General features: G+C 47.6%; 9 protein-coding genes and 1 pseudogene. 3 read left to right on the forward strand and 7 right to left on the reverse strand.

The window, feature by feature from the left end:
- Positions 1-177 precede the first annotated feature (177 nt).
- The 4 genes from OYT88_RS07740 to OYT88_RS07755 all read right to left on the reverse strand — a co-directional run bounded on the left by OYT88_RS07740 (position 178) and on the right by OYT88_RS07755 (position 3,675).
- Positions 178-1,362, reverse strand: coding sequence for a pyridoxal phosphate-dependent aminotransferase (locus OYT88_RS07740; protein WP_274399098.1), 1,185 nt, complete (start codon positions 1,360-1,362; stop codon positions 178-180).
- Between the two features lie 218 nt (positions 1,363-1,580).
- Positions 1,581-2,171 (reverse strand): NAD(P)H-dependent oxidoreductase, encoded by a 591-nt coding sequence (locus OYT88_RS07745; protein WP_274399099.1) that lies wholly within the window; start codon positions 2,169-2,171, stop codon positions 1,581-1,583.
- A 22-nt stretch (positions 2,172-2,193) separates the two neighbouring features.
- Positions 2,194-2,661 carry a MarR family winged helix-turn-helix transcriptional regulator gene (locus OYT88_RS07750; protein WP_274399100.1) on the reverse strand — a complete coding sequence of 156 codons (468 nt, stop codon included), beginning with the start codon at positions 2,659-2,661 and terminating at the stop codon, positions 2,194-2,196.
- An 828-nt stretch (positions 2,662-3,489) separates the two neighbouring features.
- On the reverse strand, positions 3,490-3,675 hold the full coding sequence (locus OYT88_RS07755) for a hypothetical protein (protein WP_274399101.1): 186 nt from the start codon (positions 3,673-3,675) through the stop codon (positions 3,490-3,492).
- 182 nt (positions 3,676-3,857) lie between these two features.
- On the opposite strand from OYT88_RS07755, the gene OYT88_RS07760 reads away from it, so the two are divergent.
- The gene (locus tag OYT88_RS07760) at positions 3,858-6,218 is read left to right on the forward strand and encodes a YfhO family protein (protein WP_274399103.1); all 2,361 of its coding nucleotides are present in this window, start codon (positions 3,858-3,860) and stop codon (positions 6,216-6,218) included.
- Positions 6,219-6,457: 239 nt separating this feature from the next.
- Here the strand turns inward: OYT88_RS07760 and OYT88_RS07765 are convergent, their stop codons facing one another.
- Positions 6,458-8,431 carry a fructose-1,6-bisphosphatase gene (locus tag OYT88_RS07765; protein ID WP_274399104.1) on the reverse strand — a complete coding sequence of 658 codons (1,974 nt, stop codon included), beginning with the start codon at positions 8,429-8,431 and terminating at the stop codon, positions 6,458-6,460.
- A gap of 546 nt (positions 8,432-8,977) precedes the next feature.
- Here OYT88_RS07765 and OYT88_RS07770 point away from each other — a divergent pair.
- Positions 8,978-10,357: an amino acid permease gene (locus tag OYT88_RS07770; protein WP_274399106.1), complete on the forward strand. Its 1,380-nt coding sequence runs from the start codon at positions 8,978-8,980 to the stop codon at positions 10,355-10,357.
- 461 nt (positions 10,358-10,818) lie between these two features.
- Here OYT88_RS07770 and OYT88_RS07775 read toward each other — a convergent pair whose 3' ends face one another.
- Positions 10,819-11,634, reverse strand: a complete 816-nt coding sequence (locus tag OYT88_RS07775; RefSeq protein ID WP_274399107.1) for an ABC transporter permease — start codon at positions 11,632-11,634, stop codon at positions 10,819-10,821.
- On the reverse strand, positions 11,631-12,662 hold the full coding sequence (locus OYT88_RS07780) for an efflux ABC transporter ATPase subunit, DrrA-related (RefSeq protein ID WP_274399109.1): 1,032 nt from the start codon (positions 12,660-12,662) through the stop codon (positions 11,631-11,633). The genes OYT88_RS07775 and OYT88_RS07780 overlap by 4 nt, the downstream gene beginning before the upstream one ends.
- A gap of 454 nt (positions 12,663-13,116) precedes the next feature.
- Between OYT88_RS07780 and OYT88_RS07785 the strand changes: the two are divergent.
- Positions 13,117-14,331 (forward strand): annotated as a pseudogene (locus tag OYT88_RS07785) (NAD(P)/FAD-dependent oxidoreductase); the annotation flags it as partial.
- Positions 14,332-14,947 lie beyond the last annotated feature (616 nt).

Genomic DNA, 14,947 nt, shown 5'->3' on the forward strand with positions numbered 1-14,947 from the left:
CCAATCTGCTGCGTCGTTGACTGTACCTTTCGGTCGTTTTACCGTACCCGATATAAAATACAGGCTGCCTCCCTAAGTATCACCGGCTCAGATCCGTCTTTTTCGGATAAAAGCGATTCGGGCAGCAATCATGGGTAAGGAAAATGTATGATTCTTATCTATCGAATAACCGCTTCATTATTTGTAATCCTGTGCCAGCTGCCTGAATGCTTCCAGTGAGCGTTCAACCTTTTCCGTAGGGATGCAATAGGCAATTCTGAAATAACCGGGACATCCGAAACTGTCGGCCGGAACGAGAATGAGATCATACTTTAACGCCCGGCTGCAGAACCGGCCCGCGTCTTCTTCCATTGCCTTCGGGAACATATAAAATGTTCCTCCCGGCTTGACACAGGAGAATCCGAAACCGGTCAGTGCCCTGTACAGAATATTCATGTTTGTTTCATACACGGACAGATCCGCAGTCAGATCGACAACTTCCGCCACGGCAAGCTGAATGATCGAGGGCGGGCAATTATGGCCGATGCCTCTTGAGATCTGCCCGCACATCTCCACAATCAGTTTCGCATCTTTGCACGCGGGATTGACCGCAAGATAACCGATGCGTTCGCCGGGAAGCGACATCGACTTGCTGAAAGAGTAACAAGTGATGGTGTTATGATAATACTTGGCGGTATAGGGCGCATCCACATGCTTGAAGACAATTTCCCTGTAAGGTTCGTCCGAGATCAGGAAGATATCATGTCCGAATTCGCGTTCTTTCTCTGTCAGAAACGCCGCCAGCCTCTCAATTGTTTCCGTCGAGTATACGATGCCGGACGGATTGTTCGGCGTATTGATTAATACAACCATGACTTTGGATGAAAACATTTTTTCAAATTCGGGAAAATTGATTTGAAAACCGTCGGTATCCGCCGGAACAATCTTCAGAACAGCACCCGTTTTATTGACATAAGGATTGTACTCCGGAAAATACGGGGCGAAGGTCATCACTTCGTCCCCTTTTTTCGTCACGGACCGAAGCGCATGGGCGATCGCACCTGCAGCTCCCGACGTCATAAAAATATGTTCTTTTTCATAGTCCATTCCGAAACGTCTGTTTAGAGATGCCGCAATTTTTTCACGGACCGAAGAGATACCCAAACTCGGGCTGTATCCGTGGACCGCCGCCGAATTTTTGCTTGCCGCCAGTTCAATCAGTTTATCGGTAAAGGCCTGCGGCACCGGAACAGACGGGTTGCCCAGACTGTAATCAAAAACTTTTTCATAGCCGATTTCTTTGGCCCTTTCCGTACCGTATTCGGAAAGTTCCCTGATAACCGACTTCTTGCCCAGCATCTGTTTATATTCCTCAGCGATCATGTCCGTCTTCCTCTCCTATCCCCCGGTTATCCGGTTGTTCAGTCTTTTTTTACGCCTGTCCCTGCAAAGCGGCCGTACAGCATCGGCACCGGCCGGGACAACGTGTCTACCTTTTATTATAACGTCCTTTCTGCGGCTGAAAAAGCCTGTTTTTTTTACACTGCGGCTTCGATGACCCGGCAAGGCGAAAATGTTCCGCCGCCGGCCGGCCTTCCCTTTCAAATGGACTCATTGCCGAACCGGCGCGACTGCCGATAAACAAAATCCAGCCAGTGTTCCCTTTTCCCGGCGCTGCTCCCTTTCATCCCCGTCAGCATCATTCTTTTCACCGGACGAATGCCGCAGAACTGAAGGATATCTTTGCTGATGACCTTCCACTCGACATCCCCGCGCATCAGCCGGTCGTACCAGGCCGGAGCGTCCATCGAATAAATCACCCAGGCTGTCTTCCCTTTCAGGAGCCCCTTCGGCATGAGTCCTTCGTAGACATAGGCAAAACCGGCGACAAATACTCTGTCAAAAAAACCTTTCAAGACGGCCGGAAAACCGTTCCACCAGACCGGATAGATAAAAATATAGTGGTCCGCCTCCTTTAACAATGTACGATAGCGTTCCGTCCCAGGATCGTCTTTCAGGTCCCTTCTTCGGTGTTTCACGTCAAAAGTTAATACGGGATTAAAACGTTCCTGGTATAAGTCGATCGTTGTCACATCGTGGCCGGATTCCCGAAACCCTTTTTGAACCTGTTCCAGCACCGCATGATTAAAGCTGTTCGGATTGGGATGTGCGTAAATAATGAGAACATTCATCTGCGTATCTCCTTCGGTGAAATTATTTACTCTTGAAGCCGCGATCTTTCAAAGTTTCCGAGATCGGCTGACCTTGCATAAACCGGGACAGCAGCGTGCACATAAGTTCAAGTTCATCTTCCGAATAGATATGATTCAACTGATTGTACATTTGCCGTTCTATGTTTTCTACAGACCGTTCTTTTTCTTCACCGGCCGCCGTGAGCCGAAGCGTCACATACCTGGAATCTTTCGCATGGACGATTTTTCTGGCCAGGCCGTCCCGGACCATACGCTCGACAAGCCGTGACGGACTGCCCGATTCGCAAATCAGCAGTCTTCCGAGTTCTTTAAGGGAGATCCCCCTCCTTTCGTGCAAAACGCGTAACACCTCGGCCTGCGCTGCGGTCAGGTCGAGCTCCTTCAACATCTCGTTAAGCTGCCTGTTCCCCTGGCGCTGCGCCGCCAGAATAAGATAACGCAGTGTTTCGGCTTTATAATTCGTTTTCATTTAAATCCCTTCACACGCAAAGATTTCATTTCATGAAGATCGGCTGCAAGATAGATGACCAATCATTTATTATATAATAGGTGACCAATCATCTACTGTCAACCCTACTCCTGCGGGACATGCCCGGGCACCCGAACAGAAAACGATGATTAAAAACCAATTGAAACGCAGCCTGTAATGAATAGGTTGCCGTCAGTTCCGCTGCACAATGGAACGGGAGCAGCCGGGAGGCTGTCCTGAAAACTGCCTGATATTCTGCAGGCATAATCGACAGTTTTTGCGTTCTTGTCGTATAATATATGACGATACATGGAGCGAATGAAAAAAGTGCGTATATTTGAAAGCGCCGCCAAAATCCGGCAGAATCGGACTGTTTCCGCCTGACGCCCGAAGGCCGTTGCCATTTGTGCAGGCAGTCTCTCCGATCTATTCCCGTAAATATACATTCTCGGCGAAAATTGACAATAATCGGCGCATCTATTTATTTTTTATTGTACAGATATGGACGGACATGCAATACAAAATGGATATGCCCTCAACTCATGTATCCAGCCGGACTGCGGCGCGAAACACCATCGATTCTTCCGAAAAGCGATCGCTTGCACGAGAGCCGGTCTATTCCGCCGAATGTTCATGTGATCGGCGGTTTATTTCTCCGGAAAAGAGGGATATCCTGCACAGACAGGCGTTACATGGCGGAAACATCCGATCTTTTTCCTCGGCCCGCCGTGTATTTCTGTGAATCGCGGCTAAAATCGCCGGGAAACACTGAGACATCATCGGCAGGAAGCAAAATATCAACTGTCATCGGCAGTAAACGGACTGGAATCAATAAGTGCAAATGATCAGAACAGCACGGCCGGCCCTGATTGATGGATCAGCTGCGGCCAGGACTTGACCCACTGGCGTTCCCGATTTATCGATCATGACCGGGAATTTATCAGCCAGCGCAGAAAGTTTATCGATCGTCACGCCTGGTTTATCGACCGGAAGGCGCAGTTTATCGGCTGTCACCGGAAGTTTTTCGGCCTTTACATCCGCTTTATCGACCGCTGCGGAAGTAGCGGCAGTTTACGGTCGCGGAAACGCCCTCTGTCTTTCGGCGGTCTCAGGAAAAGTTGATGATCATCTGACGGCCTAGCAGGAAAATGAGCTAAAGAGATACTCATATAATATAAATAAAAGAGTGATTCATTGTGCATCGGTTCTCAACTTCCATCATGAAGGGCTGCGTCCGCGCTTTTCTTTTGTCGCTGATAACGGCGGCCCTGTTTATCGTTCCTTTCATTGTCCGCGGCCATGGCATCTTATACGTCGTCGATGATTTTAACCTTCAGCAGATTCCTTTTAATATTCTTTCTAATGAAGCGATAAAATCCGGAAATGTTTTCTGGAATTGGAACACGGATCTCGGCAGTCAATTTATTGGCGCGTATAGTTTCTATACACTGGGCAGTCCGTTTTTCTGGTTATCGTGCCTATTCCCCGCAAAATTTTTCCCTTATATGGCCGGTCCGCTGCTTATCTTAAAGTTTGCCGTCGCCGGGGCAGCTTCCTACGCCTATTTCCGTCGCTTTATAAAACGTGACGGTGCAGCGCTGATTGGTTCACTGCTGTATGCGTTTTCCAGCTTTCAGCTCAGCGCGATTACTTTTAATCATTTTATTGATGTAACGGCTCTGTTTCCGCTGCTCCTTTTAGCGTTTGAAATGCGGCTCCATGGCGAAGGAAAGGGACTGCTCGCTTTAATGGTTGCCCTGTCGGCGTTTCTTAATTACTTTTTCTTCGTCGGTGAAGTTGTTTTTCTGATCTTGTACTTTATTGTCAGACTGCTCTCTAAAAAGATAGTATTAACGTGGAAGCGTTTTTTGTCGCTGATCTTTGAAAGTGCTGTCGGCGTTGGCCTATCCTCTATCCTTCTGCTTCCCTCTGTCTTATTTGTGGCTCAGAATCCGCGTGTCAGCCAGAACGTTCATTTAGCAGGTTTATCGAATGCTGTTTACGATTGGGCTACCTATTTGAAAATACTGGCCGGACTGTTCATGCCCGCCCAAGTGGAGCATAAGTGGTCAATTCTAACGCCGTCTGATTTTTCGTCCGTCCATGCCTTTCTGCCGCTGTTTGGATTCGTGTTAATCGTTATCTTTGTGCAATTAAACCGCAAGAGCTGGATGCTTAATTTGATGGCTGTGTGTCTGACGTTCGCCTTAATCCCTGTGCTGAATACACTGTTTTATGCAGGCAACACCAATTATTGGTACTGCCGTTGGTATTATATGCCGATTCTGATGATGGCGCTGGCTTCGGCAAAAGTTCTGGACGAGAAGGCGTCCATTGTGTCTATCCGATCAGCCTTTAAGTTTACCATTTTTCTCTATAGTGCCTTTTTGCTGAGTCTTATTCTGTATGCCGCGGATAAACATCAGGAAATTGTTGAAAACGAACAGATGATGCTGTATCAAGTACTGCTGCTGATTTTCGGGCTTACAGCTTCCTGGGGATTGCTGCGTAACCGCAATCAGTCAAATTTTTATAAAAAAGCTGCTGTATGGACGATCATTTTTGCCGCTCTTTCAGGAGCCTATGTCCTTTACGGCAATGAAACGCTCTATCCGCCCGCTAAGGATTTTACCAGAGTCTATACAAAATCTTCTCAATCGATCCATCTGCCGACGAAAGGAACCTATCGGACAGATACGTTACATGCTTACCGCAATGTCAGCATACTGCTGAATCAGCCGGCAATACAATCCTTTAATAGTACAGTAAACGGTTCGATTTTTTCATTTTATGCTTCTGCCGTCGGTGCAGGAAGAGGTTATCAATCACAGATAAGCGATCAATTTTTCGCGCTGCGTCCTTTTTTATCGGTCAAATATATTCTTGTTATGAACGCCTCTGCGCTGACCCCTCCGTTCGGGAATTTCGGTCAAACAGCACTTCCCGATTTGGTGAAAGTTAACCGGGCGGGAGCTTACACAATATATCGTTCCAAAGATTACATCCCGTTCGGATTCACTTTCGATCATGCCATTTCAATGGCGGCGTTCATGAAAACAAATCCTGTTCAAAGACACTTGCTGTTATTAAAAGGCCTTGTGCTCAACGATCAACAAATGAAAACTTACGCCTCCGTTCTGCCGCCCTTGCCGAATGCGGCACTGAACGATCTGTCGATGAGGACCTATCGGCGCGACGTAGCCGACCGAAAGCAGGAAGCGGGGCAGTCATTTACGCGCGACAATCGCGGTTTTACCTCACATATTAAACTTTTTCGGAATAATCTCGTATTTTTCAGCGTACCGTACGACCCGGGCTGGACGGCGACTGTCAACGGGAGGCCGGCAAAAATTGAAAATGTTGATTCCGGTCTGATGGCTGTTCAAGGCAGCCGCGGCAATGATACGATTCGGTTTAATTTTGTTCCGCAGGGGCTGATGCTGGGAACAAAGATTTCCATATTTTCCATGGCCGTGCTCATCCTTTATTTATTTTCTAAGACTGTTTTCCGCAAATTTCTGCGCATGCTGCCTGCAGTCAAAAAAGAATCTTTCTAATTGGGATATGAATAGGCTCTTACTGCTATAGAGCATCTGTCTAAAAGGCTGCTTTTCCTCTCAATTTACCGCAGCCGGTGAACTGCCGCCTGTCCGTACAGTCGATTCTTTATAAATAAAAGGCCCGCTGACAACGTTAGGTGATAACATGTCAACGGGCTGTGTGTTTAGCCAGGCTGCAGCCGATCTCTATTCGATTTTAAGTTTCTTTCTTTAAATCAGGCTTTTATTAAAATTGTTTAATCCGCTTTTCGCCCTTCTCCGTCAGCAGACCGATTTCCGTGCTTATAACGGTACTCCAGCAAGTGATTTAACACGGATATTTGCTGCAATAATTTCTTGCCTATGTTCGTTTCCAGCACTTTCTTCCTTTTCAGCTCACGGTCGACCAGCCGCTTGACAGATAAAACATCCGTGCCGTGCAAAAGCACATCCTCTTTTGAAGTAAAACGTTTGTGGGCGACCAGCTGCATGCCGTAGGAATTATATAACAAAGTATAGCCTGCAATTCCCGTTTTTGGTTGGTAGGCCTTGGAAAATCCGCCGTCAATAACGATCATTTTGCCATGTGCTTTGATCGGATTTTCTCCGTTAATCTCTTCAACCGGTGTATGTCCGTTAATGATATGACCCTGATCGGCGTTCAGATGGAATTCCTTCAGGATTTTCCGGCAGATTTCTTCTTCTTCGCGCAGCTTGTAATAAGGGTTCTTTTGTTCAATATGCGATGTCTTATCTGCGATAAAATATCGCTCAAAAGTGGTCATCTCTTTTTTCCCGAAGAGCGAGGAGTTTTCTCCGGTCCATAAATACCACATCATATCCGTCGCCAGATCGTCCGTCACTTCAGGATGCGCAAAGCCGTATCGTATATAGTGTTCAAAAACGTCGAGCAGGCCTCTTCCGGCATACGCCTTTCCGCTGATCACCATTTTCTTCATCGACCCGTCTTCATTCAGAGGAATGCACCCGTGAATTAATAGGTTGCCGTTGTATTTTAAATAGAGACTGCCCTTCCTCATCAGAAAATTCATATGCCTGGCCAGTTTTTCGGAATGCTGAAAAGAAAACAATAGTTTATCAATGACTTGTTCTTCTTCTTCAAGCAGCCGATCCGGGTGTTTCGGATCAACGGTTGCAAAACAGGTGTCCTGCAGCGCATACGTTTTTCCGTTGACTGTCAGTGTCTCACGGTCATAATCGACGTTCTCGAGCAGCAGCCGGCCGGACATATTGAAATCCGGGCGTCTTTTGATGATCGGTATCTCAAGTTTAAACTGAATCATCGCGATCGCCTGATGGATTTTGGTAATCTGCAGCTGCTCATCATCAAAAATTTCTTTCTTGCCGGCATCGTGTTTCGGCCGGAAAGCACGATTATCATCGTAGTATCTTTCCGCCAGATTCAGAAGCGGCCGCAGATTGATTCCGTATACATCTTCAATAATATCGAGATTGTCGTATCTGGCGCAGATCCGAACCAGATTGGCCAGACATACCTTTGACCCGGCAAAAGCGCCGAGCCACAGCACATCGTGATTTCCCCACTGAATATCGACGGAATGGTAATTGATAAGGGTGTCCATAATCTTGTCCGGTTCAGGCCCGCGGTCATAAATATCCCCGACGACATGAAGATGGTCGACAACCAGCCTCTGAATGGTATAGGCCAGACCGGTGATCAGCTTATCGGCCTGGCCGAGGGAAATGATCCGCTGAATAATTTTCGTATAATATTCTTTCTTATTGGTCAGTTCATCCGTCTTATACAGCAGCTCTTCAACGATGTAAACAAACTGCTCCGGCAAGGCCTTGCGCACCTTCGAACGTGTATATTTGGACGAAGCGAAAGCAACGAGCCTGATCATCCGTTTAATAGTTTCCGCATACCATCCGTACAGGCTTTGGCTGTCCGCCGCCGCTTCCTTTATCAGCTGCAGCTTATCCTCCGGATAATAAACCAGCGTCGCGAATTCATTCATTTCCTGATCGGATAATTCGCCTTCGAAAAGATCGCGGATTTTTACTTTGACATTTCCGGAGCCGTTCCTCAGGACATGTTGAAACGCCTGATACTCTCCGTGCAGGTCGCTGACAAAATGCTCCGTCCCCTTCGGCAGATTGAGAATAGCTTCAAGATTAATGATTTCGGTTACCACTTTTTCCTCACTGTCATATTTCTCGGCCAGCAAATCTAAATATTTCGTATCCACGGTCCCGTGCATCTCCTGTACGCTTCATTCGATTCTGTGATTGCGGAGAAGAAGCTGCCATCGGCGGAAAGCAGCGAAGGAAGATCCGCCGGTGCCCTTAAGAAAGCGCTGCCATTGTCGGAAAACAACGCATGCACCAGCCTCCTCAAATAGTCTAACGGACGGATTCCTATTTGAAAATATGTTTCTGCAAAGATTGAAGCATCTGTTGTAACTATACCACGTTTTCCACTGCATGTTTCCATTTGTGTGAATAAAAGCGATCATGGAGGCGCGGATTCTCAGACACTTTGCTTTTCCATTTGCTGATTCATTTTTTCTATTAAAAGGCCCGGTTTCTCTAGCAGAACAGCCGAACGGATCCATTTTTTCCTATAAATACTCGTTCACTATTGACAAAGGGCCAAATACATATATACTTGTTCATGCTGTACAAACAGTGAATAGGGCACAAGCTGTTTAAAATTAGCTGAAGGAGTTTTTGCACCGCATCACTTTATTGATTTAAAGCATTTGTGTAAAAAACAGAGAAAAAGAGGAAGAATCATGGTTAACGCAACAGAGAAGAACAAGAAATTGCAGCGCGGCCTGCAGCCCCGCCATGTTATGCTGATGGCTATGGCCGGCATGATCGGTACCGGCATCTTCAAGGGGAGCGGCGACACCCTGAACATTGCCGGTCCGAGTGTGATTATCACCTACCTGCTCAGCGGACTGATTCTGTTTATCGTCATGGTCGCGCTGACTGAACTTGCTATTGCTTATCCCGGATTGAATATCCAGCATATCATCCACAAAGCATTCGGATTCCGGGCCTCGATCATTGTCGGCTGGCTTTACTGGATTAACTGGATGATTGTCACTGTTGTTGAAGTTCTGGCCGCAGGCAGTTTCCTGGAATATTGGTTCCCGCACGCGCCTCTTTGGTTTTTATCCGCACTTTGCGGCCTGTTTATTATCGGAATTAACCTGTTCCAGGTTAAATATTACGGAGAATTTGAATTCTGGTTCGGCGGGATTAAAATTACGGCAATCATTATTTTCATCATCATCGGCCTGCTGATTTTATTCGGGGTCATTCCGAGCCATGTCCAGCCTGTGAAGAACTTTTTCGGGTTCGGCGGCTTTTTCCCGCACGGCCTGTCCGGCATCATTCAGGCTTTCCTCGTCGTCATTTTTTCTTACGGCGGTTCTGAACTGATCGGGCTGACTGTGACAGAAACAAGAGATGTCGAGAAAACACTGCCGAAGATTATTAAGAGCGTCGTTTTCCGCGTCATCCTTTTCTACATTCTGCCGATTACGATCATCTGCGGCATGATGCCTTGGAACAGTGTTTCTGCGACTCAAAGCAGCCCTTTCGTTCAAGTCTTTGAAGCCGTCGGAATACCCGGTGCTTCTCAGCTGATGAATTTTGTGCTGCTGACGGCAGTTCTGTCTGCAGCCAATTCAGGCATTTATGCGACCACCCGTACGCTCTACTCAATGGCCGAACGCGGCGAAGCGCCGCAATTTACCCGCAGGCTCTCGCAGCGCGGAGTGCCGGTCGGCGGTCTCGCACTTACCGGCAGTTTTCTTGTCATCGGAGTATTTCTTGCCTTTTTTGTTAAAGATCAGATCATTGTTCAACTGATGAGCATTCCCGGTTTCACCATTATTCTTGTCTGGATCGCCATTTGTGCGGCCGAACTGAAACTGCGGCCGACCTATGGCAAAATCCCGTTTTTCAGGATCATCGGCTTCCCCTATATGACAATAGCCGGAATTGCCGCACTTTCGGCCATTTTTGTTTCGTTTGTGCTGAATAAGGCAAACATGGTCGGATCGATCACCTGCTTCAGCATCATGGCCGTATTGGTTATTATCTCTTATTTTATCAACAATGAACGGGCCGGAAAAAAAGATTCCGACACAGAAACCGATTAGATGAAACGGCTGAATGATCGTTTTGCGGCCGTTTTAAACAGCAATCATTTCCCGATTCAACCGATCATAACCTGACGATCACCGGTGAACGATCGTCTTCATAAACATCATCAATTAATCCCCCGTGTCAGTCCGCGGGGGATTTGAATTGATTGCTTTTTTTAGCTGAAAAAAGCGGCTGCGGTCCGTTTTGACACCCGGAACCTGCAGAACAGCGGTCCTGCCGGTCAAAAATGTTTCATCGGCCGGTCAGATGCTCATTATGAATGGTGCAGAAAATATCGGCCCGATTTGACAGGATGGATTGTCAAATAACCTTGCGTACGGCCGATCATTTAGTCATGATTCAATATGATTCGGATCCCCGTGGACTTTGTTCCATTATTACTTATATTACTTATACGGAATGTACTTATAAATTATCTTTAATGATCCTTATAAGGCCTGTACCTTCGGCCGTTTCAGGTCCGGCGCATATAGGCACGGACCGTGATCGGAGCGAAAACGGCAACAATCACAGCGGCTCCGATGAGCGATATGACAAGATCATGGCCAAACGTTCCATTGTTGGCCAGATAACGGACAGCAGAAACAAGATGTGAGATCGGATTGACATTGACAAACCACTGGAGCCAGTCAGGCATCGTTTTGACCGGTACGAAAGCATTGGAGAGAAACGTAAGCGGGAACAGAATAATCATTGAGATTCCCTGTACGCTGGAAGCCGTCCGCGCGATCACGCCGAAAAAGGCAAAAATCCAGCTGATCGCCCAGGAACATACAACGACAAGCAGCCCGGCAATCACGACGTATCCAAGCCCTCCGTCAGGACGATAGCCCATGATATAGCCCATGGCAAAGGTGAGCACCGTCGCAATGGTATAGCGGATCGTATCCGCCAGCAGAGCTCCCGCCAGCGGGGCAATGCGGGCAATCGGCAGTGACTTGAACCGGTCGAATACGCCTTTGTCCATGTCTTCACGCAGCTGGACACCGGTGACGATTGAGGTTGTGATCACGGTCTGAACGAGAATACCGGGAATGATGACCGGTAAATAGCTTTGTATATTTCCGGAGATCGCTCCGCCGAAAATATAGGTAAACATCAGAGTGAAGAGAATCGGCTGCAGAGTCACGTCGAACAATTGCTCAGGCGTACGCCGAAGCTTCAGCAAACCTCTGTAAGCCATTGTAAACGAATGGCGTACCGACTGGCCGAGACTTACATGGTTACTCAGCCGGCGGCCGGCCATCTGCTCGATCGAAGTGTTTTTCATATCTTCACCTTCCCCGCTCCATCCGTTTCGTCCGGTACTTTTAACGTGTTTTCTTTCGTATCATGGCCGGTGATGGTCAGAAAGACTTCATCAAGGGTCGGTTTCTGCACGCTCAGTTCGTCCAGCCGGATGCCCTTCTCGCGAAAAGCGGTCAGCAGATCGGCAACCCGGTCGGCGTCCACCATCGGTGCAGTAATTTGCCCGCCTTCCGGCGAAACAGTTGACCGGACTTCAAGCACCCGTTCAACGATTTGGCGGGCAATTCCGGCGTCCTGTTGATTTTGAATCCTTAATTGCAGCGATGCGCTCCCGACCGACGCCTTCAGTTCATCGGCGGTGCCTTCCGCGACCACCCGGCCGCGATCGATGACCGCAATCCGATCGGCCAGTTCATCGGCTTCATTAAGGTACTGCGTCGTTAAAAGTACGGTCGAGCCTGTTTGGACCAATCGGCGGATCGTATCCCACATTTGATTGCGTGTACGCGGATCCAGCCCCGTCGTCGGCTCATCCAGAAAAATCAGCGGCGGCTGTGCAATGAGACTGGCCGCCAGATCCAGCCGGCGGCGCATGCCGCCCGAAAAATTTTTCAACGGACGTTTTGCGGCGTCCGTCAGTCCGAATTCCTCCAGCAATTCCGCAGCTTTGTGCCGTGCCTCTGCACGCCCCAGCCCAAGCAGCCGCGAGAAAATGACCAGATTCTCGGTCGCGCTCAGTGATTCGTCAACCGAAGCGTATTGACCGGTTACCCCAATCAGCTGCCGCACGATCTGCGGTTCTTTAATTACATCATATCCGAAAATTTTCGCCGAGCCCGCATCCGGCCGCAGTAAAGTCGCCAGCATTCTGATCGTCGTCGTCTTGCCCGCTCCGTTCGGACCGAGCACGCCATAAACCGTCCCGGCACGCACATTCAGATTTACGCCGTCAACCGCGCGATTGTCGCCAAACGTTTTAACCAGTCCGCGCGCCTCGACAGCCCAATCCCCGCTGCTCTGTGCCACGGCTCCGCCGTGTATATGTTCCATTATCATTCCTCCTCCGTATCATTACTATAACTTGCATCGGCTTTCTTTAGAATGAACTCACGTCGGGGAATCTTCTCGTTCTCAAGGCGGATTTTTCTGCTTCCCTTTCAGGAAGAACATGAATGAACAGCGGCCTCCGGCCCATTGTTCAGATAATGAAGGAGAAAATCCCCAAAAAATGTGCCGGGCAGTTTAACAAAGAGTGCATCTTTGCACTGTCTCAGTGAAGTGGTAAATGTTCACAATAATTTAACAGTATTGTCTTCCAGTTCGTGGTACTATAAAGATACGCTACATTGTGAACATTTTCACAATGTAGCTTTCTTCGGAGGGATGCAAACGACGATCAGCAAAATAATAAATTATATTGGGTAACAATCCGTCATTTTACAATTTTAATTATTTAGTGCCTGCAATAATGACTGCATTTGAATACTTTATGGGGGAAATGATTATGGAAAACAAAAACATCGTGATTATCGGTGCCGGATACGCCGGCGTGCATGCCGCCAAAAAATTAGCAAAAAAGTACGGCCAGGATGATTCTGTTTCAATAACACTGATCGATCGGCATCCCTATCACACAATGATGACTCAGTTACATGAAGTGGCCGCGCAGCGGGCCGAGCCGGAAGACATCCAGTTTGACCTGCACAGGCTTTTTAAGAATTCAAAGGTCAGACCGGTTACGGATGAGGTCAAACATGTAGATCTTAAAGACAAAGTGGTAACAACGGCAGAGGGAACCTATCAATATGACTATTTAATGTTGGGCATGGGCGGTGAACCCAACGACTTCGGTACGCCGGGTGTCCATGAAAATGGATTCACATTACTGTCCTCTGAAGACGCCGTCAAGCTGCACAAACATATTGAAGAGATCGTTCACCGTGCAGCAACTGTCCATGATCAGAAAAAGCGCCAGGCCATGCTGACGTTCACAGTCTGCGGGGGAGGCCTCACGGGAGTGGAAATGATCGGAGAACTGCTGGGACAAAGAGCCCGGCTGGCAAAAATCAACAAATTGGACGAAAAGGATATTTCCCTGTATTTGGTAGAAGCCGTCCCAAACATCCTGAATGTACTTGACCGAAAAGATGCGGGCAAGGCGGAAAAATATATGACGGAGAATGGGATCCGGATTTTAAAAAATTCACCCATTGTTGATGTGAAACCAGACCGTATTATTTTAAAATCGGGTGATGAAATTGCTTCCCACACGTTAATTTGGACGGCGGGGATCAGGGCCAACTCCGATACAAAAAATTATGGAATGGAATCGGCCCGGGCCGGCCGTTTGAAGGTAAATGAATATATGGAGGCCTCCGGACTTGACAATGTTTATGTCGTCGGCGACCTTGCTTATTTTGAAGAAAACGGAAAGCCGATGCCGCAAATGGTCGAAGCGGCCGAACAAACAGGCGGCACCGCTGCCAAAAATATTATTGCATCGATCAGCGGCGGAGAAAAAACGGCTTTCAAGGGAAACTACCACGGAATCATGGTTTCTATCGGGGCAAAATACGGCGTCGCTAATTTAAACGGCATTCACTTAAGCGGCTTTTGGGCTATATTTATGAAACATATGGTTAATCTATATTACTTTTTTTGTATTCGAAGCGGCTATTATATGATCCAATATATTAAGCATGAATTTTTCCATATTAAATCACAATCGTCGGCTCAGGGGTCTAAATCTGTTATTTCCTGATTGAATCTGCCGTCTTCCCCGGGATGTCCCAGAGAGATGGAATAACTTCTGCCCGCTTTCCCGGCTGATCCTCCGTACGAACGGTCCGGACGGCTTGGAAAAGCGGGCTGTTTTGTTTTTTTTTGGAACTGCCGGCCCGCCGCAGAGGTCAGCGATGTTCTCGATGACCCGTCATCCGTTACGTTCTTCTTGATGGGTAGATAGCTTAAACTATTAAAAAGGGCAGGAATGCTCCATCTCCGCAGATGGGAGTACGTTCCTGCCGAAATAAGGTTTCAGATTCTGATTGTAATCAGATTCGAAAACATTCTGTTCCCCTTTATTGAAAAAGGATTGAGGCTCGCCGATTCTAATTGAACAGGTGATATAATCACGAAACATACCTTGATTCGTCTTTCAATATGATTTTCTTTTGATATGAATCGATGTGCTATGATTATTGTATTTGTTTTTCTTTGTTTACCTGCTTTAGATCTCCATCTTTAACTCCTTTTTCAAAGGTTTGCCTGATTCCGTTCTCGGAAGCCGGTCAAAAAATTCCAGCCGATCAGGGAACTGGAATTTTGCCAATCCT

This window comes from Sporolactobacillus sp. CQH2019, assembly GCF_028765345.1.
Classification (GTDB): domain Bacteria; phylum Bacillota; class Bacilli; order Bacillales; family Sporolactobacillaceae; genus Sporolactobacillus.

What these genes read in the sequence shown, in the direction of transcription:
- OYT88_RS07780 (WP_274399109.1), bottom strand. Translation starts at nt 12,662, where the DNA reads ATGGAACATATACACGGCGGAGCCGTGGCACAGAGCAGCGGGGATTGG.
- OYT88_RS07770 (WP_274399106.1), top strand. Translation starts at nt 8,978, where the DNA reads ATGGTTAACGCAACAGAGAAGAACAAGAAATTGCAGCGCGGCCTGCAG.
- OYT88_RS07745 (WP_274399099.1), bottom strand. Translation starts at nt 2,171, where the DNA reads ATGAATGTTCTCATTATTTACGCACATCCCAATCCGAACAGCTTTAAT.
- OYT88_RS07775 (WP_274399107.1), bottom strand. Translation starts at nt 11,634, where the DNA reads ATGAAAAACACTTCGATCGAGCAGATGGCCGGCCGCCGGCTGAGTAAC.
- OYT88_RS07750 (WP_274399100.1), bottom strand. Translation starts at nt 2,661, where the DNA reads ATGAAAACGAATTATAAAGCCGAAACACTGCGTTATCTTATTCTGGCG.
- OYT88_RS07740 (WP_274399098.1), bottom strand. Translation starts at nt 1,362, where the DNA reads ATGATCGCTGAGGAATATAAACAGATGCTGGGCAAGAAGTCGGTTATC.